The 26,170-nt window shown below is 50.1% G+C and carries 21 protein-coding genes; 11 read left to right on the forward strand and 10 right to left on the reverse strand.

What is annotated here, in order from left to right:
• Positions 1 to 119 precede the first annotated feature (119 nt).
• Together P2H89_RS05155 and P2H89_RS05160 are read left to right on the forward strand one after the other, a co-directional pair.
• Entirely contained in the window at positions 120 to 2,549 is a 2,430-nt protein-coding gene (locus tag P2H89_RS05155) for an ABC transporter permease (RefSeq protein WP_275825474.1), read from the forward strand.
• A 141-nt stretch (positions 2,550 to 2,690) separates the two neighbouring features.
• The gene (locus P2H89_RS05160) at positions 2,691 to 3,332 is read left to right on the forward strand and encodes a hypothetical protein (protein WP_275825475.1); all 642 of its coding nucleotides are present in this window, start codon (positions 2,691 to 2,693) and stop codon (positions 3,330 to 3,332) included.
• 313 nt (positions 3,333 to 3,645) lie between these two features.
• Here P2H89_RS05160 and P2H89_RS05165 read toward each other — a convergent pair whose 3' ends face one another.
• A complete protein-coding gene (locus P2H89_RS05165) occupies positions 3,646 to 4,239 on the reverse strand; it encodes a DUF1080 domain-containing protein (RefSeq protein ID WP_275825476.1) in 594 nt (197 codons plus the stop codon).
• Positions 4,240 to 4,314: 75 nt separating this feature from the next.
• Here P2H89_RS05165 and P2H89_RS05170 point away from each other — a divergent pair, with 75 nt between their 5' ends.
• Both P2H89_RS05170 and P2H89_RS05175 read left to right on the forward strand, forming a co-directional pair.
• Positions 4,315 to 5,406 (forward strand): aromatic ring-hydroxylating dioxygenase subunit alpha, encoded by a 1,092-nt coding sequence (locus P2H89_RS05170; RefSeq protein WP_275825477.1) that lies wholly within the window; start codon positions 4,315 to 4,317, stop codon positions 5,404 to 5,406.
• A 16-nt stretch (positions 5,407 to 5,422) separates the two neighbouring features.
• Positions 5,423 to 6,892: an amino acid permease gene (locus P2H89_RS05175; protein WP_275825478.1), complete on the forward strand. Its 1,470-nt coding sequence runs from the start codon at positions 5,423 to 5,425 to the stop codon at positions 6,890 to 6,892.
• Here the strand turns inward: P2H89_RS05175 and P2H89_RS05180 are convergent.
• Positions 6,882 to 7,385, reverse strand: coding sequence for a cupin domain-containing protein (locus P2H89_RS05180; RefSeq protein WP_275825479.1), 504 nt, complete (start codon positions 7,383 to 7,385; stop codon positions 6,882 to 6,884). The genes P2H89_RS05175 and P2H89_RS05180 overlap by 11 nt on opposite strands.
• 5 nt (positions 7,386 to 7,390) lie before the next feature.
• Positions 7,391 to 8,329 carry a hypothetical protein gene (locus P2H89_RS05185; RefSeq protein WP_275825480.1) on the reverse strand — a complete coding sequence of 313 codons (939 nt, stop codon included), beginning with the start codon at positions 8,327 to 8,329 and terminating at the stop codon, positions 7,391 to 7,393.
• 128 nt (positions 8,330 to 8,457) lie between these two features.
• Between P2H89_RS05185 and P2H89_RS05190 the strand changes: the two genes are divergently transcribed.
• The 4 genes from P2H89_RS05190 to P2H89_RS05205 all read left to right on the forward strand — a co-directional run bounded on the left by P2H89_RS05190 (position 8,458) and on the right by P2H89_RS05205 (position 11,789).
• Positions 8,458 to 8,793, forward strand: a complete 336-nt coding sequence (locus tag P2H89_RS05190; RefSeq protein ID WP_275825481.1) for a hypothetical protein — start codon at positions 8,458 to 8,460, stop codon at positions 8,791 to 8,793.
• Between the two features lie 62 nt (positions 8,794 to 8,855).
• A complete protein-coding gene (locus tag P2H89_RS05195) occupies positions 8,856 to 9,338 on the forward strand; it encodes an FKBP-type peptidyl-prolyl cis-trans isomerase (protein WP_275825482.1) in 483 nt (160 codons plus the stop codon).
• A gap of 68 nt (positions 9,339 to 9,406) precedes the next feature.
• Positions 9,407 to 10,840: an L-serine ammonia-lyase gene (locus P2H89_RS05200; protein ID WP_275825483.1), complete on the forward strand. Its 1,434-nt coding sequence runs from the start codon at positions 9,407 to 9,409 to the stop codon at positions 10,838 to 10,840.
• Positions 10,841 to 10,916: 76 nt separating this feature from the next.
• Positions 10,917 to 11,789, forward strand: coding sequence for a class I SAM-dependent methyltransferase (locus P2H89_RS05205; protein WP_275825484.1), 873 nt, complete (start codon positions 10,917 to 10,919; stop codon positions 11,787 to 11,789).
• Between the two features lie 29 nt (positions 11,790 to 11,818).
• Here the strand turns inward: P2H89_RS05205 and mqnE are convergent, their stop codons facing one another.
• The 6 genes from mqnE to dnaE form a co-directional block, all read right to left on the reverse strand.
• Positions 11,819 to 12,988, reverse strand: coding sequence for an aminofutalosine synthase MqnE (mqnE, locus tag P2H89_RS05210; protein WP_275825485.1), 1,170 nt, complete (start codon positions 12,986 to 12,988; stop codon positions 11,819 to 11,821).
• A gap of 86 nt (positions 12,989 to 13,074) precedes the next feature.
• Positions 13,075 to 14,724, reverse strand: a complete 1,650-nt coding sequence (locus P2H89_RS05215; protein WP_275825486.1) for a nucleoside transporter C-terminal domain-containing protein — start codon at positions 14,722 to 14,724, stop codon at positions 13,075 to 13,077.
• A 50-nt stretch (positions 14,725 to 14,774) separates the two neighbouring features.
• Positions 14,775 to 15,947 (reverse strand): carboxypeptidase-like regulatory domain-containing protein, encoded by a 1,173-nt coding sequence (locus tag P2H89_RS05220; protein WP_275825487.1) that lies wholly within the window; start codon positions 15,945 to 15,947, stop codon positions 14,775 to 14,777.
• Between the two features lie 9 nt (positions 15,948 to 15,956).
• Positions 15,957 to 17,750 carry a hypothetical protein gene (locus tag P2H89_RS05225; protein WP_275825489.1) on the reverse strand — a complete coding sequence of 598 codons (1,794 nt, stop codon included), beginning with the start codon at positions 17,748 to 17,750 and terminating at the stop codon, positions 15,957 to 15,959.
• Positions 17,751 to 17,876: 126 nt separating this feature from the next.
• Positions 17,877 to 18,194, reverse strand: coding sequence for a thioredoxin (trxA, locus tag P2H89_RS05230; protein WP_167289426.1), 318 nt, complete (start codon positions 18,192 to 18,194; stop codon positions 17,877 to 17,879).
• Positions 18,195 to 18,347: 153 nt separating this feature from the next.
• Positions 18,348 to 21,989 (reverse strand): DNA polymerase III subunit alpha, encoded by a 3,642-nt coding sequence (gene dnaE / locus P2H89_RS05235; RefSeq protein WP_275825491.1) that lies wholly within the window; start codon positions 21,987 to 21,989, stop codon positions 18,348 to 18,350.
• Between the two features lie 219 nt (positions 21,990 to 22,208).
• Here dnaE and P2H89_RS05240 point away from each other — a divergent pair, with 219 nt between their 5' ends.
• The 3 genes from P2H89_RS05240 (at position 22,209) to P2H89_RS05250 (ending at position 24,360) form a co-directional block, all read left to right on the forward strand.
• The gene (locus P2H89_RS05240) at positions 22,209 to 22,892 is read left to right on the forward strand and encodes an NlpC/P60 family protein (protein WP_275825493.1); all 684 of its coding nucleotides are present in this window, start codon (positions 22,209 to 22,211) and stop codon (positions 22,890 to 22,892) included.
• Between the two features lie 165 nt (positions 22,893 to 23,057).
• Positions 23,058 to 23,894 (forward strand): rhomboid family intramembrane serine protease, encoded by an 837-nt coding sequence (locus P2H89_RS05245; RefSeq protein WP_275825495.1) that lies wholly within the window; start codon positions 23,058 to 23,060, stop codon positions 23,892 to 23,894.
• Between the two features lie 19 nt (positions 23,895 to 23,913).
• Positions 23,914 to 24,360: a hypothetical protein gene (locus tag P2H89_RS05250; protein WP_275825496.1), complete on the forward strand. Its 447-nt coding sequence runs from the start codon at positions 23,914 to 23,916 to the stop codon at positions 24,358 to 24,360.
• A 33-nt stretch (positions 24,361 to 24,393) separates the two neighbouring features.
• Here P2H89_RS05250 and P2H89_RS05255 read toward each other — a convergent pair whose 3' ends face one another.
• Complete coding sequence (locus P2H89_RS05255; RefSeq protein WP_275825497.1) at positions 24,394 to 26,136, reverse strand: M1 family metallopeptidase; 1,743 nt, start codon at positions 26,134 to 26,136, stop codon at positions 24,394 to 24,396.
• Positions 26,137 to 26,170: the final 34 nt, after the last annotated feature.

Raw genomic sequence — 26,170 nt, forward strand, 5'->3', positions numbered from 1 at the left:
TGGATAGAGGCATTGTCTTTGGTACGGTTAAGGCGATCAATAATGGTACACCTTGCCAGGCGGCCTGCGTGTAACATGCAGTAAAAATTATCGTCTTAGTCTCATAAACCGAAACTTTTATGCTCTCACATTACTTACGAATAGCCTTCCGTAACATGTCGCGGCAAAAGATGTATTCAGCTATCAAGGTAGGCGGTTTTGCCATCGGCATTGCTGCCTGTTTGCTGATCGGGTTATTGGTGCGGCATGAATTGAGTTACGATGCCAATTATAAGAATGGCAATCATATTTACCGCATGATCGGCGGGTACTTCGACAATGGGAAAGAGGAGAGAGGCGTTAGTTGGCCGGCGCCGTTTGCCGGGGCGTTGAAAGCGGATTTCCCCGAGGTAGAGAAGGTGGCGCGTATAATGCCCGCTGCGCTGTTCTATGGTGCCGGTAGTAACCAGGTTCGGCGGGAAGACAATCCCATGAATACTTATGAAGAGGGGTTTACCTATGCCGACCAGGAGTTGCTGAACATGTTTGAACTGCCGATGGTTTATGGGGACCGTGCGAAAGCACTTGCGGAACCCTATACCATGGTGATCACCCGGAAGAAAGCCGACAAATACTTTCCCGGAGAAAACCCGGTAGGAAAGATCATGTTCCTGAATGATAATGTTAAGCAGCCGTATAAGATTGGTGGTGTGATCGAGAACTGGCCAACGACTTCCCATTTGCAATATGACTTCATGCTGACCATGACAGGCAAATCGTTGTGGGATGGCGAACAAACCAATTGGCTTTCGAGCAACTACGGCACCTACGTGCAACTGAAGCCTGGTACGGACGCCGCTCAATTCGTGAAAAAAGCCACCAAGGTAATCATTGATAAGTATTACCTGCCCGCCATGAAAGGCGGTAATCAGGCAAAGGCAGAGGAGGAGGTCGACAAATTCCGGATGTATACCCAGCCTTTGCAGGATGTTCACCTGCAGTCGTACGACATGTTTGATTGGGAGCCGCGGGGCGACAGCCGGTTCGTGTGGTTGTTTGTGGCCATCGCCTGTTTTATCCTGGTAATTGCCTGTATCAATTTCCTGAACCTGTCGACTGCCAAAAGTGCCAACCGTGCCAAGGAAGTAGGGTTGCGCAAGGTGATTGGTTCACAGCGCCGGTCGCTGGTGAGCCAGTTTTTGACGGAGTCGATCCTGTATAGTGTTTGTGCTTTTGTATTGGGATTCGTGCTGGCCTGGGCGGCGCTTCCTTTGTTTAATCAAATGACTGGCAAAGAGCTTACCATCCCTTTCACGGCCTGGTGGTTACTGCCTTTATTTGTGGTAAGTGCACTCTTTATTGGTTTGCTGGCTGGGTTGTATCCCTCCATTTATTTGTCTTCCTTCAAACCTATTCAGGTATTGAAAGGGAATTTGGCGCGGGGAAGCCGAAACTCCGGTTTGAGAAGCAGTCTGGTCGTTTTCCAGTTTACGACTTCCATCGTGTTGCTGATCGGTACTGTGGTGATCTACCGGCAAATGCAATTCATTCTTCATACAAAGATCGGATTCGACAAAGAGCAGGTGGTGATGCTGCAGGGAGCAGGTACGCTTGATAAGCGGGTGTTCACTTTGAAGCAGGAGCTGTTGCGATTGCGTTCGGTAAAGGAGGCTTCGGTGAGCGGCTACCTGCCTATACATTCTAAGCGCGATGGCAATCCTTTCTATAAAGAGGGAAAGGAAAAAGTAGATGCGTCGGTTGGCGGGCAAAAATGGTATGTAGATGATAGTTATATCCCTACTTTTGGCATCAAGCTGGTGGCGGGCCGTAACTTTTCGCCCAGCATGCCTACGGATACACAATCCTGTGTGATCAACCAGGCGATGGTCAAAGAGCTCGGACTTACAGATCCCGTTGGGGAAAAGATCACGAATGGCTGGGAGCATTTAACGGTGATCGGCGTAATGGAGGATTTTCATTTCGAGTCTATGAAGCAAAAGATCGAGCCTCTGTGCCTTACGCTCGGCCGTGGCGGGGATGTGGTGTCGGTGAAGTTGAAGCAGGGCGATGCGAAAGCCGCTATTGCCGATATCTCGGCGCTTTGGAAAAAGTTTGCACCGAATCAACCAATCCGTTATGTTTTCCTGGACGAGAGTTTTGCGAAGATGTATGCTGATGTGGAGCGTACAGGATTTGTGTTCACCAGTTTTGCCGTACTGGCCATCATTGTTGCCTGCCTGGGATTGTTTGCCCTGGCGGCGTTCATGGCCGAGCAACGTAATAAAGAGATCAGCATTCGCAAGGTATTGGGCGCTACTGTACCAGGCCTGTTTATGTTGCTGGTTAATAATTTCCTGAAACTGATCTTTATTTCGCTCCTGATTGCTGTTCCGGTGGGATGGTGGTTGATGAACCGGTGGCTGCAGGATTACACTTATCGTATCAGCATTACCTGGGATGTGTTCCTGCTGGCTGGTGTAGCCATCCTGATGATTGCGCTGGCGACGATCTGTTATCAATCGATCCGCGCGGCCATTGCGAGTCCGATCAAGAGCCTGCGCAGCGAATAATTATTTGTTTTGTTTACTAATTTAGAATCCGCCCTGGGAGCGTCTGCCCCGGGGCTTTTTCGTGTGCCAGGGTGGTCGTTGCGGATTCGGCAATCGTGTATTCGCAAAAGAATTCGTACCTTTTAATCTAATCGAACCGCCATGAAATATTTTCTCTGGTGCCTGTTGCTGATGGCACAACAGGGATGGGCCCAAAACTCCGAATCAATCAGCGATGCACAGATCGCCAATGCCTCTGGTAATCCCTATCTTTTCAAGGACTGGATGGATGGTGTCGTTTACTTCAAAAGTGGCAGGGTGGTGAAGCAATTCAAGCTCAAGTTCGATTGTGCGCGCAACCGCCTGATGCTCCAGTTCGAAGGCGCGGCCTTTGCAGCCGAAAGCCAGGTAAAGGGGTTCGTAATCTATACCGCCAAAAAGAACAAGGATTCTGTATCCTTCACAAAAGGATTTCCACCGATCGAAAAGAACACGGAGGATACCTACTACCAGGTGTTAGTGAGTGGTAAGGTGACGCTGCTGCAATTGCATGGCAGGGTATTGGTGGAAGAAAAACAACTGGTGAATTCAGGCAATCATACCCGGCTGGAAGAGGAAGATCTTTTTTATGTGCTGATCGATGGCAATATTACGCTGCTTCCGAATGATAAGCAGGAAGTGTTGAAGAAGCTGCCCACTCAACCCGCAGCCTTACAGGAGTTTGTTGCGAAAGAATCCCTGCGTATGGACAAAGCAGCCGACTATGTTAAGATTATTACAAAATACAATGAGCTGGTGCCATAAAAAAGAAGATACTGCCAAACGGTTCTGCTCCGGCGGCAGCATCTTCCAAAAACTTGGGCATACCAGATGCCCCCGATACATGATCGTTCCTTTGACAAGCTGCCAAAGGCCTTTTTACGGATAAAAACGGGTTGCAGAGATAAAAAGGAGAGGGTATGGATAAAAACTGCTTTTAAGACGGCGTAGTGGTATGACGGGTTGCATAGGGAAGGTTGAGGCCAATGCAATAGCTGCGGAGCACAGGATTCAGGCTGGTGAAGGGTAGATTTCCTGGCCTCGTGTTACAATATTAGCAAAAATTAAACCAATTCCGCTATAATTGCTTCAGGCGGATTTTCTTCCAGCGCACTTTAATCCCGCCGCCATCATGTATCTGCAGGGCGATAAAACCGTTTGCAGCGGCGATCTTATCGTCGGTATAGGTAATCATCTGGTGACCGTTGAGCCAGGTAGTGACAGTGCCATCCAGTACTTTAATACGTAGCTGATTCCATTCTCCCGGCTTCAGCCATTTTTCATCTTCGGCCTGGGGTTGTATCAACCATCCACGACCGTAAGATTCATATACGCCGCCGGTGTGGCTGTTGAGGGGCGCTACTTCCACCTGCCAGCCGCTGATCTTAACGCCTTCAATAGAAGATCGGAAGAATACGCCGCTGTTACCGTTGGCTTCTTGTTTGAACTGGAGGGTGAGGTCGAAATTCTTGTACTGCTGGGTGGTAGACAGGTATCCGTATTTCTTGTCCGGACCGCTTTCGCATACCAGCTCTCCTTTGTCGACATACCATTTTTCGGTGCCGTGGATGGTCCAGCCGGTAAGGTCTTTTCCATTGAAGAGGTTTTGTGACTTTTGAGCGAATGCCATTACGGGCGCAAGCAGGAGGAACAGGTACAAGAGTCGTTTCACGTTGAAGAGATTTATTGCCGGAAGTTACAGTATTTCATTCAACAGTTTCTTATCTTACTGGTACAACCTTTTATCATGGCGCGATTTTTTGTTGACCCTGATATTGCCAAAGCCCAAACGCTCCACACCGATTTTTATACTGACCCGGCCATATTTGAACTTTCCAAAGAAAAGATATTTTCGCCGTCCTGGCAGTGGCTGGGGGATGCCCGTTCTGTTGCCGATACGGGACAATGTAGTCCCTTTTACCTGCTGGAACATTTCCTGGATGAACCACTGGTTTTAACGCGTGATAGATCAGGCACCGTTCATTGCCTCAGCAATGTATGCACACACCGCGGCACGATCGTGGTTCGGGAAGACTGCAAAGTGTCGAACCTGCGATGCCGGTACCATGGCCGCCTCTTTGGGCTCGACGGGAAGTTTCATTCCATGCCCGAGTTCAGGGAAGTCGAAAACTTTCCTTCGCCCGACGATGACCTGAGATCGATCCCTCTGTATCCATGGGGGCATTGGCTTTTCGGATCGCTTCAGCGAGGCTCGTCCAAAGCACCCTATTTGAACGATATGATGGAGCGGGTAGGGTGGTTGCCCGTGGCGGATTTCGTGTTCGAGCCTTCGCTGTCGAAAGACTATGTTGTAGATGCTCATTGGGCGCTCTATTGCGAAAACTACCTCGAAGGATTCCATATCCCATTTGTGCATGCGGGCCTCAATGCTGTGATCGATTTCGGGAACTATACGACCGAGCTTTTCACCCGGTCGAACCTTCAATTGGGTATTGCGAAAGACGATGAAGACTGCTTCGATCTGCCGGCATCATCCGTCGACTATGGAAAAAAAGTGGCGGCCTACTATTTTTTCGTCTTCCCCAATATGATGTTCAATTTTTATCCCTGGGGGCTCAGCATCAATATCGTTCAGCCATTGTCGCCAGCCCGTTGCAAAATTTCCTTTCTTACCTATGTATGGAAAGAAGAGCTATTTAATAAAGGGGCCGGGGCAGATCTCGACACCGTGGAAATGGAAGATGAAGAAGTGGTGGAAGCTGTGCAGCGTGGCGTGCGATCGCGTTTTTATACGCATGGCCGTTATTCAGTAACCCGCGAGCAGGGTACGCACCATTTTCACCGGATCATTTCCTCTATACTGGGTCCCGACCTGTAAACCAGCTAACAACAACATGCCTACTGCCAATTCCTCTCCCGGACAACCGGGTTCTGAAACGGGTAGCTATACCCGCTCGATCGGATTTTGGACCGCCACGGCGATCATCGTGGGGAGCATCATTGGTTCGGGTATCTTCATGAAGCCCGCCTCCATGGCGGCGCAGGTGGCTTCTCCCGTATGGCTGGCCCTCACCTGGATCGGTGCAGGCGTCATCTCTTTGTTCGGGGCATTGATCTACGGAGAACTCGGCACGATGTTCCCGCAAACCGGCGGCCTGTATGTTTTCTTTCGTCACATGTATGGCGACTTTGTGGCTTTCCTATACGGCTGGGCTGCCTTTGCGGTGATCAATTCCGCCTCGGTTTCGGCTATTGCTTTTGTTTGTGCCCAGTATGCTGATTATTTCCTGTTGCTGCCCAGGCTGCCGGTTGCCATCGAACAATCGTGGTTATGGCATATTCCCGGGCTCGGTACTTTGTATCCCCTGCAAAATCTGGGTGTGAAGGGGCTGGCTATTGGGCTGGTGGCCGGACTTACGCTGCTCAATTACCGCAGCGTAAAGGCCAGTGGCCGATTGCAGGTCATATCTTCCATCATCAAGGTAGCAGTGCTGGCTATCCTCGTGTTGGGGATCTTTTGCTGGGGCAAGGGTTCTGTTCATCATTTTGTGCAGCCTTCTTTGCATCCTAAAACCAATTGGGACCTGATCGGCGGTGTGGTAGCTGCTTTGACTGGTGCATTCATGGCCTATGATGGCTGGATCAATATCACCTTTGTCGGTGGTGAGATCAAAAAGCCTGGCCACAACATCCCCCGCAGTCTATTGGTCGGTTTGTTTATTTGTATAGGGGCTTATCTGCTCGTGAACCAGGCGTACCTCTATGTATTGCCTGTTGATGCGATGGCTGGTTCTTCGCTGGTGGCGGCCGACGCTATTGCTGTGGGGCTTGGTAAAACCAGCAGCGCCATTGTTGCGGCCCTGATCGTGATCTGCACTTTCGGGGCAGTTAATGGGAATGCGATGTCTGTATCGAGAGTAACGTTCGCTATGGGCCGCGACGGTTTGTTCTTTCGCTGGACGGGACGTGAGCATCCAAAGTTCCAAACACCGGGCAATGCTTTGCTGCTGCATGGAGCCTGGTCGTCGGTGCTTATTCTAACTGGTTCTTTTGATATGCTGGCGGATATGTTCACGTTCACCGCCTGGGTAGCTTATCTGTTTGGCGCAGCCGGCATTTTTGTATTGCGGCGCAAGTTGCCCCTGCATCCGAGGCCCTACAAAGTGTGGGGGTATCCGTGGGTGCCTGCACTCTTTATTGCCTTTGCTGCTTTTTACGTGATCAGTACAGTTTGGAATGATATTGCCCGGTACCTGGCAGGTGAGGTGGCGGTCATCAACTCGCTGCTGGGACTGGCGATCGTGATTCCAGGTATTCCCATTTACCTGTTCTTCCGGCGGCGCTCACAAGGTATTAGCGCGTGAGTTCGTGGATCAATGATTGATGCGCAGGATAGTCTTTAGCCAACGCTGAGCGGTTGGCGAGTTCGAAATCGGCAAAGTCGAACCCCGGCGCTACTGTGCAGCCTACCAGGGCATATTGGCCACCTGCTTTTACCCGGGAGGCAAACCAGCTTCCGGCTTTTACCACGCATTGAAATTGCTGTCCCTGCGAGGGATCATTGCCCAGCAGGTGTTGCGTACAGCTTCCATCCTTTTCCAGTTCATACACTACCAAAGGGTCGCCCTGGTAAAAATGCCAGCATTCATCGCTTTTGATGCGGTGAAAGGCTGAGAATTGATCCTGCTTCAATAAAAAGTAAATGCTGGTGCTGGCACTGCGCGCAGCGCCGAATGTGCCGGGTAAGGAAGTCGCCGCGAGTTGCAGGTTAGACCGGTACACTTCGCGGAATGCGCCGCCTTCCACGTGTTCTACCAGCTTCAATTGATGGATCCAGTAATCGGCTGTTCGCTCCATGGTGCTTATTGTTCGATGCGTACCTTAACGGGTTTGGTACCCCAATACCAGGCGTTGAGTGAGTCTTTCAAACGCAGCGTATCGGCTGGCGTAGCCACCATGGTGACGGATATATTGTAGGTGATGGAATCCTTTGTTTCAAGCTTTATGTCCTTATTCAGCGGCAGCAGAAAGGCGTGCCGCTTGAGCGCCCGGGCCTTTTTATCGGTGGTTTCAAATACAAACTTATAACTGCCTGCTGGTATGGTGGTGGCGACAAGTCCGGCGGCCAGGCTATCGGCTGGCTTCGTAGCATAGGGGCTGGCGCCAACAGTGTCGGGCGCTGTGGCCTGGGTATCGGCGGCTACCTGCTGGGCCGGCGTGGGGGCCTCTTTTTCTGTATTCCTGTTGTTGAGGAAGTATACGCCTCCGGCAACCACGGCTATCCCAATAATGGCCAGGGTGGCAATCAATACGCCTTTCCGGCGGTTATGATGCGTCTGGATGCGGCTATAACTTTCGTCGAAGGCCGATTTTTTGGCCGGCTGAGGCGCGCGCTCTGTCGTTCTGTGCTCGGGGTTTGATTCCATGCGCTCCAGGGTAGGCTCGCCGGGTTCAAATTCATAAATGCCCAGTTTGTTCTTCGACAGGGTGCCAATACCCTCTATATGAAAAGGCTTTCCAATATTCAGGAGGAGCTTACCATCTGCCAGGTAAGATTCAAGGTCCGACTCGGCCAAAGGTTTGATCTTGCCGGTATGGGTACGGATATAATCGATCAGCGCCTCGTCGGGTTTTGCAACAGCTTGTTGCTTGAATTGCACGTACTTAAGGAACTCACGGAAGTTCTTATCGTTCTGGTCGGGGACTGATACGGCAGCGTCGAGGGAAAAGACGCCGATGGATGGCAGGTTGAGCAGTTTATGCTGGTAAAAATACTGCGCTAAAAGGATAGATAATTTCAAGGTATTGCAGATTTACTACACAAGTTAATCATAAATTGTTGGTATGCAAGTAATTTGCTGTTGCAGTTGCTATTTTTGCAGGACCTTTGTGCCAAACGGGCATGTTGAAAGACCTTTAAATCGATGTTATGTTGAATGAACGGGAAAAGCAGTTTATGCAGTATTGGGAGGCCAACCGGCTGCGTGATGGTAATTGGCGTTATCAGCTGATGGCGGGTATCCCGATGGGCCTGTTGTTTGCGCTGCCCGTCATAGCCATCATTTTTACCAGCAAGTACTGGTACAAGCGGGCAGATATGGCCGTCAATGCAACGCTGAATCCGGTAGTTTTGGTGGTGGCTGTGTTTGTAATTACCGTTTTTGTGTCTATCTTTTACAAGCGTCACCAATGGGATATGAAGGAGCAACAATACCGGCAGCTCAAGGCGCGGGAAGATGCGGAGGCGAAAGAGGAAGGTGTCTGAGTGCAGCTATCACCCTTAACCGATTGTCTATTTAACCAAACCATCACTGCAAACAGCCATTCATGCCGAAAATTGTCTTGTGCCTCCTCTGTACAGCGTTGTTGCTGTCGAATTGTTTTAAAGACAAAGATGATTGCGTTTCGCGTGACTTAGTGGCTCCCGCCACCGAGCAAAAAGCAGTGGCTGATTACCTGGTGGCCAATAGCATCACCGCTACGCACCATAGCAGCGGTCTGTATTACCAGGTTGTTCAACCGGGCAGTGGCATTAGTCCGGCCATTTGTTCTTCCATTAAAGTAGGTTATACCGGCAAATTGGCCGATGGTACGGTGGTGGAGCGTGATGATAATATGGTCCTTAATCTCAAGCTGATGCTGGAAGGCTGGCGTATCGCATTGCCCATGATCAAAGCCGGTGGTAAGATCCGCATCTGGCTGCCACCTACGCTGGCATATGGCCGCGACGGCAAAAGTGTAGGTAATACGCAAGTCGTTCCTCCCAATTCCATGCTCTACTACGAAATATTCCTGTATGAAGTGATGTAACTGATTGTTCATCCTTACACATTGACAGCATGTAGTCAATTCACTACCTTTGCCGAAATTATAATCCATTGCCGCACGAAGCTATTTCTGTATTCGACATGTTCAAGATTGGGGTAGGACCATCCAGTTCACATACCCTGGGTCCCTGGAGAGCAGCACAACGCTTTTTAGAAGGTGTAGAAAAGAAGGGCCGATTGTTTGAGGTTACCGCCATTCGTGTATTGTTATATGGCTCTCTTGCCAAAACAGGCAAGGGGCATGGTACCGATGTGGCGGTTCAATTGGGATTGAGCGGCGATGATCCGGTTACGTTCGATGTGCACCTGATCGATGCGAAGATGAACGATATCCGCGCCATGAAGAAGTTGTTGCTGCATGGCAAACATGAAATAGATTTCGATCCGGCTGAAGATATCGAATTCCTGATGACGGAATCTCTCCCTTACCATCCAAACGCACTTACTTTTCTCGCGGCTTTTCATGACGGCGATTCCGTTGCCGAGACCTGGTATTCTATCGGCGGCGGATTTGTGTGCAAGGAAGAAGCGGATGAGGCAGGCAATAGCAGTACGTCCGTTCAATTGCCTTTCCCGGTAGACAAAGCCGACGACCTGTTGCATTGGTGTCGCAAAACCGGTCTCAGCATCAGTGAGGTGGTGATGGAGAATGAAGGCAGTTGGCGGCCCGAAGCCGATACAAAGGCTGGTATGCTCAACATCTGGCGGGTCATGAAAGAATGTATATACCGTGGCTGCAATGCCAGTGGTGTGTTGCCCGGCGGATTGAATGTTAAGCGCCGCGCTTTCGACCTCAACAGTAAATTACTGGAAGGCCGCACCTATTCGGATTACGACTCCTGGTTACAGGCTGTCCGCGATGGAGGTCATCATTTCAAATACACGCTCGACTGGGTGAGTTGTTTTGCCCTGGCGGTGAATGAAGAGAACGCTTCTTTTGGCCGTGTGGTCACGGCGCCCACCAATGGGGCGGCCGGTGTGATCCCTGCGGTACTTCAATACTACGTTACTTTCTGCGATGGTTACAAGGAGGAGAAGATCCTTCAGTTTATGCTAACGGCTGCTGAGATCGGCAGCATCTTCAAAAAAGGAGCTACGATTTCTGCTGCGATGGGAGGATGCCAGGCAGAGATCGGCGTTTCATCGGCCATGGCGGCTGCCGGACTTACCGAAGCGATGGGAGGTACCCAACGCCAGGCTTTGATGGCGGCTGAGATTGCGATGGAGCATCACCTCGGACTTACCTGCGATCCCATCGGCGGTCTTGTTCAGATACCCTGTATCGAACGCAATACGATGGGTGCCATCAAGGCGATCACGGCTTCCCAGCTGGCGCTGCAGAGCACGCCCGATTTTGCGAAGGTGTCGCTTGACAACGTCATCAAAACGATGTGGGATACTGCGAAGGACATGAGTTTTAAATACAAGGAAACGGCCGAAGGTGGTTTGGCGGTACACATTCCCATTAGTTTGCCGGAGTGTTGATGCGAGTGGCAGTATAGTGTAACAGCCACTGTTTTCCCCTTGCTTTTTCGTACATTAGAAGTACAACTTTTGCCCTATGGCAACCGCACGTGACTTCAATACGATCAGCCCTTCTGCAGGCGCTTTGCTCATGATGAAAGCGCTGACAGATATTCCCTTTGCGAAAGAGACGGCTGCCATGGTGGGCGATCTCGAATCCTTTGCCAGATCGGCCCGGGAAAAGAAATCGCGGGTAATGCTGGGCCGCACCATTCACTTCGAGAACAGGTATAAGACGATCGATAAAGCATTATCGGCTATCGATCCCGTACAGGTACTTGAATTGTCTTCCGGCTTCTCGTGCCGCGGGCTTGACATGGTACTTCATAAAGATGTTACCTACGTAGACACAGACCTTCCCGAATTTATTGCCAATAAAAAGAAACTGGTTGATTCGCTGGTGGCGGATCAGCAACTTCAACTGCATGGTAGATTGTATGTGGAACCGTTGAATGCGATGGATGTGCCGCAATTTGAGGAAGTGACGCGGCTGTTTGATGGCAGGCCGGTTACCGTGGTTAATGAAGGACTGCTGGTGTACCTGAATACGGAGGAGAAACGCCAGCTATGTGCCACCATTCATCGTTTGCTGAAGCAGCATGGCGGCTATTGGGTAACGGGGGATGCCTATATCAGGCGCGATATGTCGCGGCTATTGGATCAACCCCAGGAAGCGTTTGATGAACAACTCACGAAGTTTCTGGAAGAGCACCGGATCGATGATAACAAATTCGATAGTTATGAGGAAGCGAATTCGTTTTTCGAAAGCTGCCACTTTAAAGTCCTGCGCAGGATCGATATCGACTATGCGTCGCTTAGCTCGCTCAAACTGATCAATCGTGAAATAGAGGAGGAGAAAGTGCGGGAGTGGATGCAGGGAAGAGAAACCTGGGTACTGGAGCCGGTGTAATGACTACAGCGCCCAGGCTTTGCGTATGATTAATTCAACAGCGGATTTACTTCAATTTCCTTGATGTCGATATCTGTATAGTCTCTCAACTCCTGGTACAGGGTATCGCGTTCTACGGGTTTACGTTTTACCTGTTTAATTAAGGTTACCAACTGAGCGGTGCTCATGGTAGGCGTTTGTTCTTCGGAGCCGGCCATCGAGTAGATCTTGGTGGTATCGTCGATGGTGCCGTCGATATCATTTACGCCAAACGAAAGGGCCAGCTGGGCGCTTTGGCGGCCAAGCATGGGCCAGTACGCTTTGATATGCGGGAAGTTGTCCATGTACAGTCTTGCGATGGCGTACATGCGCATGTCTTCCACGATGCCCGACTCGTCCACATTGCTCATTTCATTTTGCTTGTTGCGGAACTTGAGCGGTATGAAGGTGTTGAAGCCTCCGGTTTTATCCTGCAGCTGGCGCAGGCGTTCCATATGGTCTACGCGGTGCCAGTATTTTTCGATGTGTCCGTAGAGCATCGTAGCGTTGGTATGCATACCCAGGTTATGCGCCACTTCGTGGATATTGAGCCAGCCATCACCATCTACCTTGTCGTCGCAGATCTGCTGACGGATCTCGGGATGGAATATTTCGGCGCCGCCGCCGGGTAGAGAGTCGAGCCCGGCTTCGTGCAGGTAGGCCATGCCTTCTTCTACCGTCTTTTTCGCTTTGCGGAACATGTAATCGAGCTCTACGGGGGTAAAGCCTTTGATGTGCAGTTCGGCACGGTGTGCCTTGATCTTGCGCAGCAGATCGGCAAAAAACTCGAGCGTGAGCTTGGGATGTACACCACCTACGATGTGTACTTCGGTAACGGGCTTGCCATCGTAGCTCTTTACGATGTCGAGCATTTGATCGTTGGTAAGTTCCCAACCTTCTTCACGATGGGCGTAGAGTCGTGAGTAAGAACAGAATTTACAGGCGAATACGCATACGTTGGTAGGCTCAATATGGAAATTGCGGTTGAAATAGGTTTTGTCTCCATGCAGGCGTTCTCTTACGAAATTGGCCAGTGCACCAACGAAAGGGGCATTGGCTTTTTCGAACAGGGTAACACCGTCTTCGGGCGTGAGCCGCACTTTGTTGATCACCTTGTCGGCGATGGCACGGAGGTCCGCATCGGGTTCTGCGGCAATGATCTGGTGAATAGAAATGCTCATGGTTTGCAAAATTACACTACGCCTCTAACAATCAAGGGGATTATCTTGTTCGCAGGTTATTAATTATGGATAAATCCAGGGGGCGGTCAGGACAGGGCGCCGGCAACACAACCGCACATCAGGCAGGCAATGGTGCCGCCTATGAGCGCTTTTACGCCCAATTCCGTGAGGTTTTTCCGCTGGCTGGGCGCCAATTGGCTAATACCGCCGATCTGGATGCCTATGGAGGCGAAATTGGCAAATCCGCAAAGCGCATAGGTGGCGATCAGCAGCGATTTGGGATCCTGGATCACGTTGTTGGCCTTCATTTGGCCCAGGGATATATAGGCTACAAATTCGTTGAGGATCGTCTTTTCTCCCAGCAACTGCCCAATGGCTACCATGTCGGCCCGGGATACGCCGATGAGCCAGGCAACGGGTGAGAATAGGTAACCCAATACCATTTGAAGGGAGAGTTCCTGGTATCTTCCTCCGGTAGAAGCTGCAATCTCCTCATTGAGGTGAGTAATTCCGCCAACCCAACCCATAATGCCGTTTACCACCCACATCATGGCAGTAAAAACGATCAGCATGGCGCCCACGTTTACAGCCAGTTTCAATCCATCCGTGGTGCCGAGTGACAGGGCATCGAGGAAATTGTCGCCCAGTTTTTCTTTGGGCACGGTAAGGTCTTTCGAGACCATATGTTCGTCGGTTTGCGGAAACAGTATCTTGGAACACACAATAGCGGCAGGCGCGCTCATGATCGACTGGCTAAGCATGTGCAGGGCAAAATAGTGTTGTTGATCGATATCGGTACCGCCGAGAAAACCAACATAGGCTGCGAGTACGCTACCCGCTGTGTTGGCCATTCCACCTATCATGATACATAGTATTTCCGACCTGGTCATTTTGTCGAGGTAGGGGCGGATCATTAGCGGAGCTTCCGTTTGGCCAAGAAAGATATTGGCGGCGGTGGAAAGACTTTCAGCACCCGATATTTTCAGTTTGTTGAGCAGGTACGCGAACACATACACGATCACCTGCAATACGCCCAGGTAATAGAGAATAGAAGACAGGGCCGCGAAGAAGATGATATTGGGCAATACCTGGATGGCAAATACGTAGGCCCAGGGATGGTTCGCATCGGCGAGGTTGCCAAACATGAATTCCGTGCCTTTATGACTGATATTGATCAGCGACACAAACACATCGGAAACCGACTGCAATATGATCTTAAATATCTGCGGGTTACATACCCCGCTATACACGGCGCCGGTAAGTAGCACGCACGACAGCAGGATGGACCATTTCATCAATTCTCCATACTTTTTACCAATGCGAAAGATCAATGCCAGCAATACGATGCAGCTGATGAAGATGGAAAGGCCCGACCATTTTCCATAGAGGGTAGGAGCGAGGATGAGTCCCACTACGAGGATCACCTGCCAGATAACGGCTAGCAGCAAATGTGGGGTATCGTAGGTGATGATATTTCCTTCTACCTTGTTCTTTACCCGGTTGTATTTATGGAAGATGGTATAGGCGAGGATCACCCCAAACAATAACCAAAAGACGGGCTGGCCGAATACCGTAGTATGCAACACACCCATGGCGAACATTACCTGTGCAAAAAGGCCCATACCCACGAGCTTCCAGTTGATGGCCCTGCGGTTGTTGCTGAGCAGGTAACAAACTAAAATGAGAAAGAACATTCCGAGAGCACCACGGGAAATGTTGACCAGGACGGGATTCATGCCGCAATTTTGGTTAAAAAAGATCGGGCAATATAAGTATAAAACATCAATTAATCGATGCAGTCTACAGGCTGGCCGCTAGGGTCTTCGCGCATACCCAACCAATTTTTCACATATATGTCTCCGAGTTGGATGTCTGAATCGCCGCCTTTCACTTTTGCAACGAGGTAAGCATTGCCACAATAATCATGCAGGTAGATCTCCAGGTCGCGGTTAGCCGGCACCATACCGGCTACTACACCCCATGCATCCGTATAGCCGTATCCATACGTAGAGACCGGATCATTGGCGGCCTTGATGACTACTTTATAATTGGCTATTGGAATAGGGAACTTGGCGCCTTTGACGAGCAGACTTGCCTGGAGGCGTACAGCGGGGTAGGGGTAGTCGGCATTCCAAAAAGAGAAATGCGAAACTTTACCGGTATACTGTGCGCCGGTGCGAATGGCAAAGCCTTCTTCTTTCCAAATACCCGCAGCTTCGTCGAAATGCCATAATGGAATGGTGGCAGGCGACTGCTTTTGCAGCTGCGTGGGTATACCGATCTTTACAGTGGCTTGTTTGCCCGGTGCGATCTGTAATTGTTGTCCTTCGTGGCCGGTCAGCTCTACCGCCAGCATGCCAAACGACTGCAATCCTACTGCACGGCTTCCGGTAGTAAGTCCGCCCAATTCTCCGGGCATTGTTTCCTGGAAGTTCTTCGCTGCCGGATCTATGTACGCTATGGCCACCTGTACCTGGCCAGTATAGGAGCTGTTGTCGGAAGCATTAACGATAGAATTGGGGGAGAAATCGACTTGCCCTTTCTTGCCGATCGATACCAGTCCCCCATTCAGCGCATGGAAACTGCCTGCGATCTTTTTAGACAGCAGGGAGAGCCTAACGTATTGTGTATCCTGACGACTAGCCTGGCAGGTGCGCAGGCCGGGAAAGTATCCGGAATGATCGGCACGTATGAACCGCCTGTCTTCTTCAACAGCGGTCATTGATAAGGTGAATCGTCCGTTGGCATCAGTGAGCACTTTGACGCCGGCGTTGGATACGATAGCATCCTGTACAGGCATGCCATACTCGTCGGTAACCTTGCCAATGATAGTGCTGGCTGATGATCCCGTCATCAGGGTGGTCGTCAGATCATCGATCGATGCATCTCTTTTGCACTGCAGCGTGATTGAGGATGCGCCCAATAAGGCGATCAGCGTAAGGCGGGTGCCGGTATTCATGGTCGGTACTTATTGAGGATATTTGATCCGGAATGTACCAGTAAGCGGCTTAAGACCGGGACCTTTTGACGTGTCGATCGCATTCCCTTCAAATTGACCTTCTATATACCCGCCCGCATTCTTTTCGTATCTGGACACCGTAATATCTACTTGTTCGTTCAGCCAGTAATGCGTGTTTGTTGCCTCTTCTGTAAAATTCCACCCAGCTGATCTGTGTACGCCTGCACTGGCACCAGCTATCCATAATAAAGTGGACGGTCCTGAGGTGCCTTCTTTTGGTTTGGTGGTGATGCGTGTGTGCGTGGGTGTTTCTGACGGAGTTGGATAAAATCCGACAGCCAGTATATTTTCCGGTGCTTTGAATAAATGCGAAGCCCCATTAAAGATATACAGGATGTATTCGTTGGGCATATCGCCGCATGCCATCAGCTGACCCAATGCAACCGCAGTATTGGTCACCGTGACCGTTTTAACGGCCGATCCCTTGTTGTTCGTAACATCGAACACGGTGATGCGGGCTTCGGCTGCAGTGGCATTACACCGTAGGATTGTTATTGAAAAGTTGCCATTGGTGATCTTTGCGCGATAGTTCTGCTCATCCAGTATGATATCGGCCACTCCATCAATGACGGGGGTGCCATTGCAGGTAGCTGCCGTTCCCGAGAATGTAACGGCTGTATAGCTCGTCGTTATGCTGATATTGCCGAGGTTTGCTTTTGCAGTAAAAGGTCCAATATCCTGATTGTGCAATTCGCGGCCGCACTTGTCTACTATTTTTATTTTCAAGGGCTGCCTGGCAGGAATAAAACCGCCAACTACGCCCTCCGCATTGGTATTTCCGCTGCCGGAAACATTGGCAGTTCCATTGTTGGTGGTGATGATCACTTTGGTATAAGCAACCGGTGCATTTTGCTGATCCCTGATGGTTGCGCTGAACTCCACAAATTGGTAGGGAACGTCGCAGTTCCAGAACGAAAAATGCCCCACAGTTCCAACGTACTCATTGCCTTGTTTGGTGGCAATGCCTTCTTCCCGCCAAAGGCCGGTTGTATCGTTGAGGCTCCACAGTGGTATGGTTGTGGGTGCTTCGCCCTGTAATGAGGTTGGTATGGGAAAACGCAAAGTGGCTTTGCGGCCACCAGCCAGTTGCAGTTTTTCTCCATTGGCGCCGCTCAGTTCCACGGCCATCATGCCGTATGATTGGAGGCCCGTTACATTATTATTGGCATCGACACCCCTTAAGGTGCCGGGCATGATCTCCTGGAAATTCTCTGCTGTTGGATTGATGAAAAAAGCACTTACGGAAACAGCGCCCGAATAACCGGCTTTGTTGGCCGGGTTCATCATACTGTTGGGTTCAAAGACGATGGAACCTCCGCCATCGGGCAGGGTAATGGTGCCACCGGCAGAACCTGTAATAGTTCCTGTAGTCGTTTTCCTGATCAGTTGTATCACTACCTGGTGCTCCTTCCCGGTTTCAACGATCAACGTTTTGATGCCCTGGAAAAAGCCGGCCTTCTCAATCAGCACCAATGCCGCTGTTTTATCAACCTGCACTTTGCTGAATTTGAATTCGCCGTTGATATCGGTAGTTAAGATACTGGTACCAACTTTAACGGTGGCACCGCTAACCGGCAGCTTTTGGTCGTCGATAACCCGGCCGGAGATCTGGGCGTCTACCGTTTCTACGATATGACCTTTGCCCGGCTTTTCAATATCGGGCGTTTCAGTCTTCTGGCAGGCTAAATAGATAAAGGAGCCCAGCAGGGCTGTAAAAAACAGGGGTAAATGCCGTTTTTTCATGCGGTTAGGATATTGGGTGCTGTTATAACGGCTAAAAGGCCGAAAAATTATAGGTCAAATGAACAACAAAAAAAGCGCCCCTGCAAGTACAGGGGCGCTTTTTCGTTATATAGGTGACGACTACACTTAGATGTGCTGCTCGATCTTTTTTACAAAGTTTGCTTTCGGTTGAGCACCTACCAGCTTGTCTACCACTTTACCACCCTTGATGAAGAGGATAGCAGGGATAGAAGTGATCCCGTAGTTAACGGATATCTGAGGATTGTGGTCAACGTTCACCTTTCCTACGTTTACCTTTCCGGTATACTCTTTTGACAGATCTTCGATAACCGGCCCGATCGCGCGACAAGGTCCACACCATTCAGCCCAAAAGTCTACTACAGTCAATTTATCGGAAGCGATCACCTTCTCCTGGAAGTTCGCGTCGGTGAATTCTAATGCCATAAATCAAAATTTAAATGTAAAGTTAATTGTTTTATTGTTTGTTGTAAGCCTGGAGCGGGTTTCCCGATCTGGGACTCTTTCCGAAACTTACTACTAAGAACCGACAAATTTATAACCAATTCGGTATTCCTGACGGTGTGGCGTTATCCACATTTACACAGTGACAACCTGTACATCTACCTCCGGTTTACTCTGCAGCCAGGCCGACATTTCGTCATTCATCTCAAAACCAGTCTCCAAACTGTACAGGCTGATCTTATATTGCTTCTTGGATTCCTTGATATTGAACTTCAAACTGGCCTTGCCGGGATGCGTTTTAACATTCTTTTCTAAGAAACCAACCATTTCTTCGTTGATATACCGTGCTTCGATATCTAATATAACCTGTTTTGTGAGGTTTTGTTTGATACTCTCCAGCAGCACGATCTTGTCCACCTTGAACTCAAACTCCACCTTATTAAAGCGCGGCTTGAAAAAACCGGTTATGAATAGGTTTTTACCTTTTTCCATGTAGTTCGAAAAGCGCATATAGTCATCACTCCAAAGCATGAACTCGCTTTTGCCGGTATAATCTTCCACAATGAAGGATGCAAACTGGCGGCCAGTCTTGGTTACCCGGTGCTGGGCATCGGTTACCAGACCTGCCAGGCGGAACGTGCGGCCCGGGCTGGCCTGCATCGATATAGAGTCCTTGAATTCATTAAAGTCGACGATGGTGGTGAATCCATAGTGCTGTATCTCGAAACGGAAATGGTCGAGCGGGTGACCACTCATGAACATACCGGTCACCTCTTTTTCGCGGTCGAGCTTTTCTGTTAATGTCCAGTGCTCACAAGGCGGAATTTTCGGCAATGCGATGTCCATCTCCTGCGCCTGGTTGCCAAAAAGGGTATTGGCGGCTATATTGGTCTGCGCCTGGTATATATTGCCATATTTAATGATCTTTTCCAGCCCCGAGGCAGTTTCCCCCTGCGGTATGGTAAAATATTGCGCCCGGTGAAACTCCGTAAAGCAATCGAAAGCGCCGGCGTAGACCAGGCATTCCAGCGTTTTCTTGTTCACCGCCCGCTGGTTAACGCGGCGGATCATGTCATAAATATTGGGGTAGGGGCCACCCGATTCGCGCTCGGCAATGATAGACTCCACAGCTGCTTCGCCCACGCCTTTCAATCCGCCCAATCCTACGCGGATATCGCCCAGTTTGTTTACGGAAAAGCTTTTACGCGATTCATTGATATCCGGTCCCAATACCCGCTTACCCATTCGTTTGGCTTCTTCCATGAAGAAGGTGATCTTTTCAATGGCGCCTGCGTTGTTCAATACGGCGGCCATGTATTCGGATGGGTAGTGGGCCTTGAGGTAAGCTGTTTGATAGGCAACGAACGCATAGCAGGTCGAGTGCGATTTGTTGAACGCGTATTGCGCAAACGCTTCCCAGTCGGTCCATATCTTTTCCAGTTTGTCTTCCGGATGTCCTTTGGCCGAACCACCTTTTACAAACTGGGCCTTCATCTTATCCAGCACCGCCTTTTGTTTTTTACCCATCGCCTTACGTAGTACGTCGGCGTCTCCCTTACTGAAGCCGGCCAGTTTTTGCGCCAGCAACATCACCTGTTCCTGGTATACGGTGATACCGTAGGTATCTGCCAGGTACTCTTCCATTTCGGGTAAATCGTAGGTGATGGGCTCGCGTCCATGCTTACGATCGATGAAGTTGGGGATGTACGCCAGCGGACCGGGACGGTACAAGGCGTTCATCGCAATAAGGTCGGCAAACTGGTCGGGCTTCAGGTCGCGCAGGTATTTTTGCATACCGGGACTTTCGAACTGGAATGTACCGATGGTATCGGCCCTTTGGTAGATCTCGTAAGTCTTGGGATCGTCGAGCGGCACATTGTCGATCTCGATCTCCACGCCATGGTTCTGTTTGATCATCTCCAGGGCGTTCTTGATGATGGTGAGGGTCTTGAGACCCAGGAAGTCCATCTTGATTACACCGGCATCTTCAATGATACTACCCTCAAACTGTGTAACCCACAGAGAAGAGTCCTTGGCTACCGATACAGGGATCAGTTCCGTCAGGTCTTTCGGGGCAATGATGATACCGGCAGCGTGGATACCTGTATTCCGTACAGAGCCTTCCAAACGTTCTGCTTCATGCAATACACTGCCGTTGAGTGTATCACTTTTATAGATCTCCCGGATCCTTCGTACACTTTCCAGCTCATCGGGACCCAGGCCTTCTTTTTCTTCCAGTGATTTTTCGCCTTCTTTGGTGGTGATCGGCGCTTTCAATACGCGACCCAGTTCGATACCGGGTTTATCCGGCACCAGCTTGGCCAGTGCATTCGATTCGGCAAGCGGCAGGTCAAGCGCACGCGCCACGTCCTTGATACTCATTTTGGCGGCCATGGTGCCATAGGTAATGATCTGCGCTACCTGCGATTTGCCGTATTTGTCTACCACGTAATCGATTACCCGCTGACGGCCTTCATCGTCGAAGTCCGTATCGATATCAGGCATCGATTTACGATCGGGGTTCAGGAATCGCTCGAACAGGAGGTTGTATTTGATGGGGTCGATATTGGTGATGCCGATGCAATAGGCCACAGCACTACCGGCAGCCGATCCCCGGCCCGGGCCGATGAATACGCCTAAGTCGCGCCCTGCCTTGATAAAATCGCCCACAATGAGGAAGTAACCGGCAAAACCCATGGTTTTGATAGTAAACAATTCGAAATCGAGGCGCTCCTGGATCTCGGGGGTGAGGTCGCGGTACCGCTGGCGTGCTCCTTCGTAGGTGAGGTGGTGCAGGAAGTTCCACTGGTTGAGGTTGCTGTCGCTGGTTGTCTGGAATTCCTTTGGTAAGGGGAATGCTGGCAACAGGATGTCCTTCTTCAGGTTAAGCACCTCTACCCGGTCAACGATCATGTTGGTATTGTCGATCGACTCAGGAATGTCGGCGAAGAGTTTCTTCATCTCGTCCTGCGTCTTGAAATAGAACTGGTCGTTGGGGAACTTAAAACGGCGCTCCTTTACGTTGAGATCGTCATTGATGATATCGTCGTATCCCGGCGTGCTTTTCTTTTCGCCGGTATTGATACAAAGCAAGATGTCATGGGCGTTGTAATCGTCTTGATCAGTATAGTGACTATCGTTGGTGGCAATGATCGGTACGTTGAATTTCTTCGCAAACTTCAACAACACTTCATTGATCAGGATCTGTTCTTTGATGTCGTGGCGCTGTACTTCGATGAAATAGTCTTCACCGAAAAGGTCGAGCCACCATTTGAATTCTTTTTCTGCCGCCTCTTCACCATCGTGCAGGATGGTTTGGGGCACATAGGCGCCAATGCAGCAGGTGGTAGCGATGAGACCTTCGTGGTATTGTTCGATGAGCTTTTTATCTACGCGGGGATACTTACTGTACATGCCCTCGATGTAGCCGAGGGAAGTAAGTTTGATGAGGTTTTGGTAACCTACCTTGTTCTTGGCCAGCAGTACCTGGTGATAGCGTTCGTCTTTAACATCTTTCGAAAAGGTTTTGCGGGTGCGGTCTTCCACCACATAAAATTCGCAGCCTACGATGGGTTTACACTTCAGGGTGCCGTCCTCGTTTTTGTTCTTGTGGGCCTCCGCAACGAACTCGAAAGCGCCAAACATATTACCGTGATCAGTAATGGCGATGGCCGGCTGACCATCTTTTATGGCTTTTTTGTACAGTGATTGAATAGAAGCTGCTCCGTCGAGCAGGGAAAACTGGGTATGGACATGTAGATGCGAGAATTTACACATTGCGGGTCAGCGTTTTCAATTTCCTGATTAGAGATAACAAAAGGCAAACAGCAAAGTTCCTGAACAATTGGTAATCGGCGCACAATATTTTCCCCACATTGTGAGTTGTGGGGGTAAGTTGATGAATATTGATAAGCATGAAGTTATACGGCTTCGGGGTGGGATTTTTGGCAATGTATTTGTTATCTTTGCGCGGTTTTATTGTTTAACCGGTGATCCATGGAGAATATGTTAAAATTAGGATGGTTGATACTGCCGGTGGCCCTGGCCGCCACCAGTTGCAGCACCCAGCGTAAAAGCACGGCTGCGGCGCCCTCCTCTGCCAATAACAAGCAAAAGCCCGGATCACCCCGGTTTATCGAGAATATATCCATCAAATCGTCCGATAGTACCCGCCGGTACGGCTATAGTCATGCCAATGGCGACCGGTATTCGTCGGGGTCTTCTGTGCATACGGCCGGCACCATCGAGAACAGCGACGCCCTGCAGTTCAAGTATTCCATTTTGCTGGGACTGCCGGTAGAAGAGCTGACCGATGGCCGGATGATCAGTGTCATTGAAGATTGGTACGGCACCCGTTACAGATACGGCGGTACCGATAAGAACGGGATCGACTGTTCCTCCTTTGCCCAAACTTTCATCAGTGCCGTGTACGGTCTCTCTCTTCCCCGTACCTCGGCCCAGCAATACCAAAACAGCAAACGCCTGCGCAAAGACGAATTGCAGGAGGGTGACCTGGTTTTCTTCAAAACCCGCGGACGTAAAGCCGGTGTGTCTCATGTAGGCGTTTACCTGCGGAATAATAAGTTCGTACACGCTTCCACTTCAAGCGGGGTCATTATCAATGATATGGACGATGCTTATTATGCATCCCACTACGCCGGCGCCGGGCGTATCCGCTAATAAACTTTTCATTTTCCATCTTCCCCGGGAATTTTTCCGCAAGCTCCGGCACTTTCGGCTGGTGTTGACAGCCGACCGGCACAGAGATTTGTCAAAATCCCAAAGGATCAATATATTTCGGTGGGAACGCGGGCAAGGATGTGCTCAAAAATACCCCTGTGAATCATGGTGACTGGAATTATAATATTTCTGCTGATCGTCGCCAACGTGTTGGTATCCTGGAAAGGATTTGGCGACCAGGTGTTTTTCGACCGGTATAAATTCAGTCTGGAGGGAGTGCTGCTGTACAAGCAGAACGACCGGCTGTTCACGTCCGGGTTTCTGCATTCAAACTGGCTGCACCTGATCTTCAACATGTTTGCGCTGTTCATCTTCGCCGGAACCGTGAGCGAGGTTTTGCAATGGTGGGGATTTCTACTCGTCTATTTCATGAGCCTGGTGGGGGGCGATCTGCTGTCGCTTTTTATACACCGCCACAGTGGCGATTATAGTTCGGTAGGGGCCTCGGGTGCTGTATCGGGCGTCATCTTCGCAGCTATTACGCTGGTGCCAGACATCCCGGTGGGCTTATTCTTCATCCCCATGCCGGGCTGGCTGTTTGGGTTGCTCTATATACTTATTTCTATCTATGGCATTCGTTCGCGCACCGGCAATATAGGCCACGATTCGCACCTGGGAGGTGCGTTGATCGGCGTGCTCGTGGCTATTGCCCTTCAGCCAAGCGCCCTGATCCAGAATTACAAGACCATTCTCATTATCAGCGTACCGGCGTTAGTTTTTATGTATCTTATCATATCCCGGCCACACGTGTTGATGGTCGATAATTTCTTCTTCAAGAAACATCGCAAGCATTACACGATCGATCAGCGATACAATGAAGACCAGCACAATCGCCAGCAGGAGATTGATCGCATACTGGACAAGATCAACAAGTCGGGCATGCGCAGCCTCACCAAAGCTGAAAAAGATAAGCTGGAAGATTACTCCAAGCGGATACGATAAAGGCCATTACTTCAAAAACATGCGTAACCTTAAATTCCTCTGCGCGCTCGTCATACTGTGTTTTTCAGGTTGGGGCGCCCGCGGCCAGGAAAAAGTGGCCCAATACGCTGTAGGCAACTACGGAAAAGAAGGGTATGAAGAGTTGAGTTTTTGGGCTAAAGACGGTAAACGGGGTGTTATCAACTACAGTTATGGCAAGGAAAACCGGGAGTTAACCCTCCATTACCTTCGCCGGGATACGCTCAACGGTGAGGCCTGTTTCGTCGTTCAGTTTCCCAACGGGTACACTTTATTGGTGAAACCGGTGGGACTAACTTTGCAGGTTACTGACGCCGCCGGTAAATACAACAAAACCTTTTCCTGGGAATATGAGGGACCCGTCAACGGCATCGGAACCTTTTGCAGGGTCTGTGCTGCGGATGATCGGGAAGCCATGAATATTATAAAGGCATCCTATTTGAAATAGAATGCCTCTACGCAATAAAATGCTTTCAGTGTATTATTGAACTTTCTTCGTTGTAATGTAGAAATTCCTGTCTACTTCGAATGTCTTTCCGTCGTACCAGTCGGCGAGTGGATTCGATTCCCATTCGGTGGTAGGTTTGATCACCCTTATTTTGTCTCCGGCGAGCTTGACCTTTACAGGTAAATTGAATCCTTGTACACAGTTGGTCCAGCGGTAACTGATCATAGATCCACTCGTTTTATATTCCAGCACCGGTATCTGAATGGTGCGCAAATACTGATCAAACACTTTCGAGAAGTCGAAACCACCCTGTTGGCTGATATAGCTTTCAATCTCTTTCGTGTCGACAGTCTTGTGATAATAAGTTTTATTGAGACCGCGCAAGATCTGGCGGAACTTTTCATCGTCACCGATCACATTACGGATCGTGTGCAGCAGGTTGCCGCCCTTGTAATACATGTCACCACTGCCTTCCTGGTTCACACCATAATGGCCAATGATGGGAATATCGTTCTCGATGGCCTTGCGTGTACCAATGCAGTAATCGTTGCCGGCCTCTACACCAAACTCACAGGTAGTGTAAATGGTTTCAGAGTAGTTTGTAAAACCTTCGTGTATCCACATATCGGCAATATCATTGCTGGTGATGTTGTTGGCAAACCATTCGTGTCCGCTCTCATGCACCAGGATGAAATCCCATTTGGTGCCCCAGCCGCTGCCCGAAAGGTCGCGCCCGCGGTAACCGTTCTGAAATCCGTTGCCATATGCCACGGCACTCTGGTGTTCCATACCCAGGTGGGGCGACTCCACCAGCTTGTATCCGTCCTCGTAAAAAGGGTAGGGGCCAAACCAATGCTCAAAGCATTTGAGCATCTTGGGCGCCTGTTTGAATTGCGCTGTAGCTTTATCGAGGTTGTAGTCGAGTACCCAATAATCGCAATCGAGTTTTCCCTTTTCGCCGGCATAGTCTTCGTGCCAGGTTACATATTTACCAATGTATGGAATGATGTTGTAGTTGTTGATGGGGTTGGTAACATTCCACGCATAACTCACGAGCCCATTGCCGGCAGGTCTTTTGTCGACCAGGCGACCGTTCCCTACTGCCACGAGGGTGTCTGGCACAGTCATGGTCAGCGAAGCTCCTTTATCCGGTTCGTCGCTTTGATGATCTTTACAGGGATACCATACGCTGGCGCCGAGGCCCTGGCAGGCCACGCTCATCCACGGACGGCCCTGTTTGTCCTTGCTCCAGATCCAGCCCCCATCCCACGGTGGGCGCACAGCCTCACGCGGTTTGCCATGGAAGTAAAGGGTGAGTGTAGGATCTTCCGTATTCAGCTGCTGATTGAATGCTTTTGTTTCGGCCCACCAGGCATTGCCTTCCCGGCGAATGGGCGCGGCATAACGAACGGGCGATTTTCCTTTCATGGTCTCATACACCACACTGTCGAGGATCATTGGCTCCTGCAGGTCGAGTTGCATCAAGGTAGTCGCCGCTTTGCCGGTCTTCTTGATATGCATATAGACTTTACCGCTGATCGTTTTGGTGGCATAGTCGGGCGTAACGTGTATATCGTAACGTTGCACATCCCACCAGGTTCTTTCGGGGCGCAAACTGCCGCGCAGGGTATCCTGCCGGGAGAAGCCCTTCTTCTGACTGAGTGGTTGAGCCTGGCAACTGCCGGCTATGGCCACCAGGGCCAATGAAGGGAGTAGGACGGCCGGGTTACAAACGCCGGCAAAAAAACGCACTGCATAATTTTTGATACGGTTCAAAGCGATATGTTTTTGAAGTGCTAAATTTAGCGCA

Origin of the sequence: Paraflavitalea sp. CAU 1676, from assembly GCF_029223285.1 — a bacterium.
Taxonomy (GTDB): Bacteria; Bacteroidota; Bacteroidia; order Chitinophagales; family Chitinophagaceae; genus Paraflavitalea.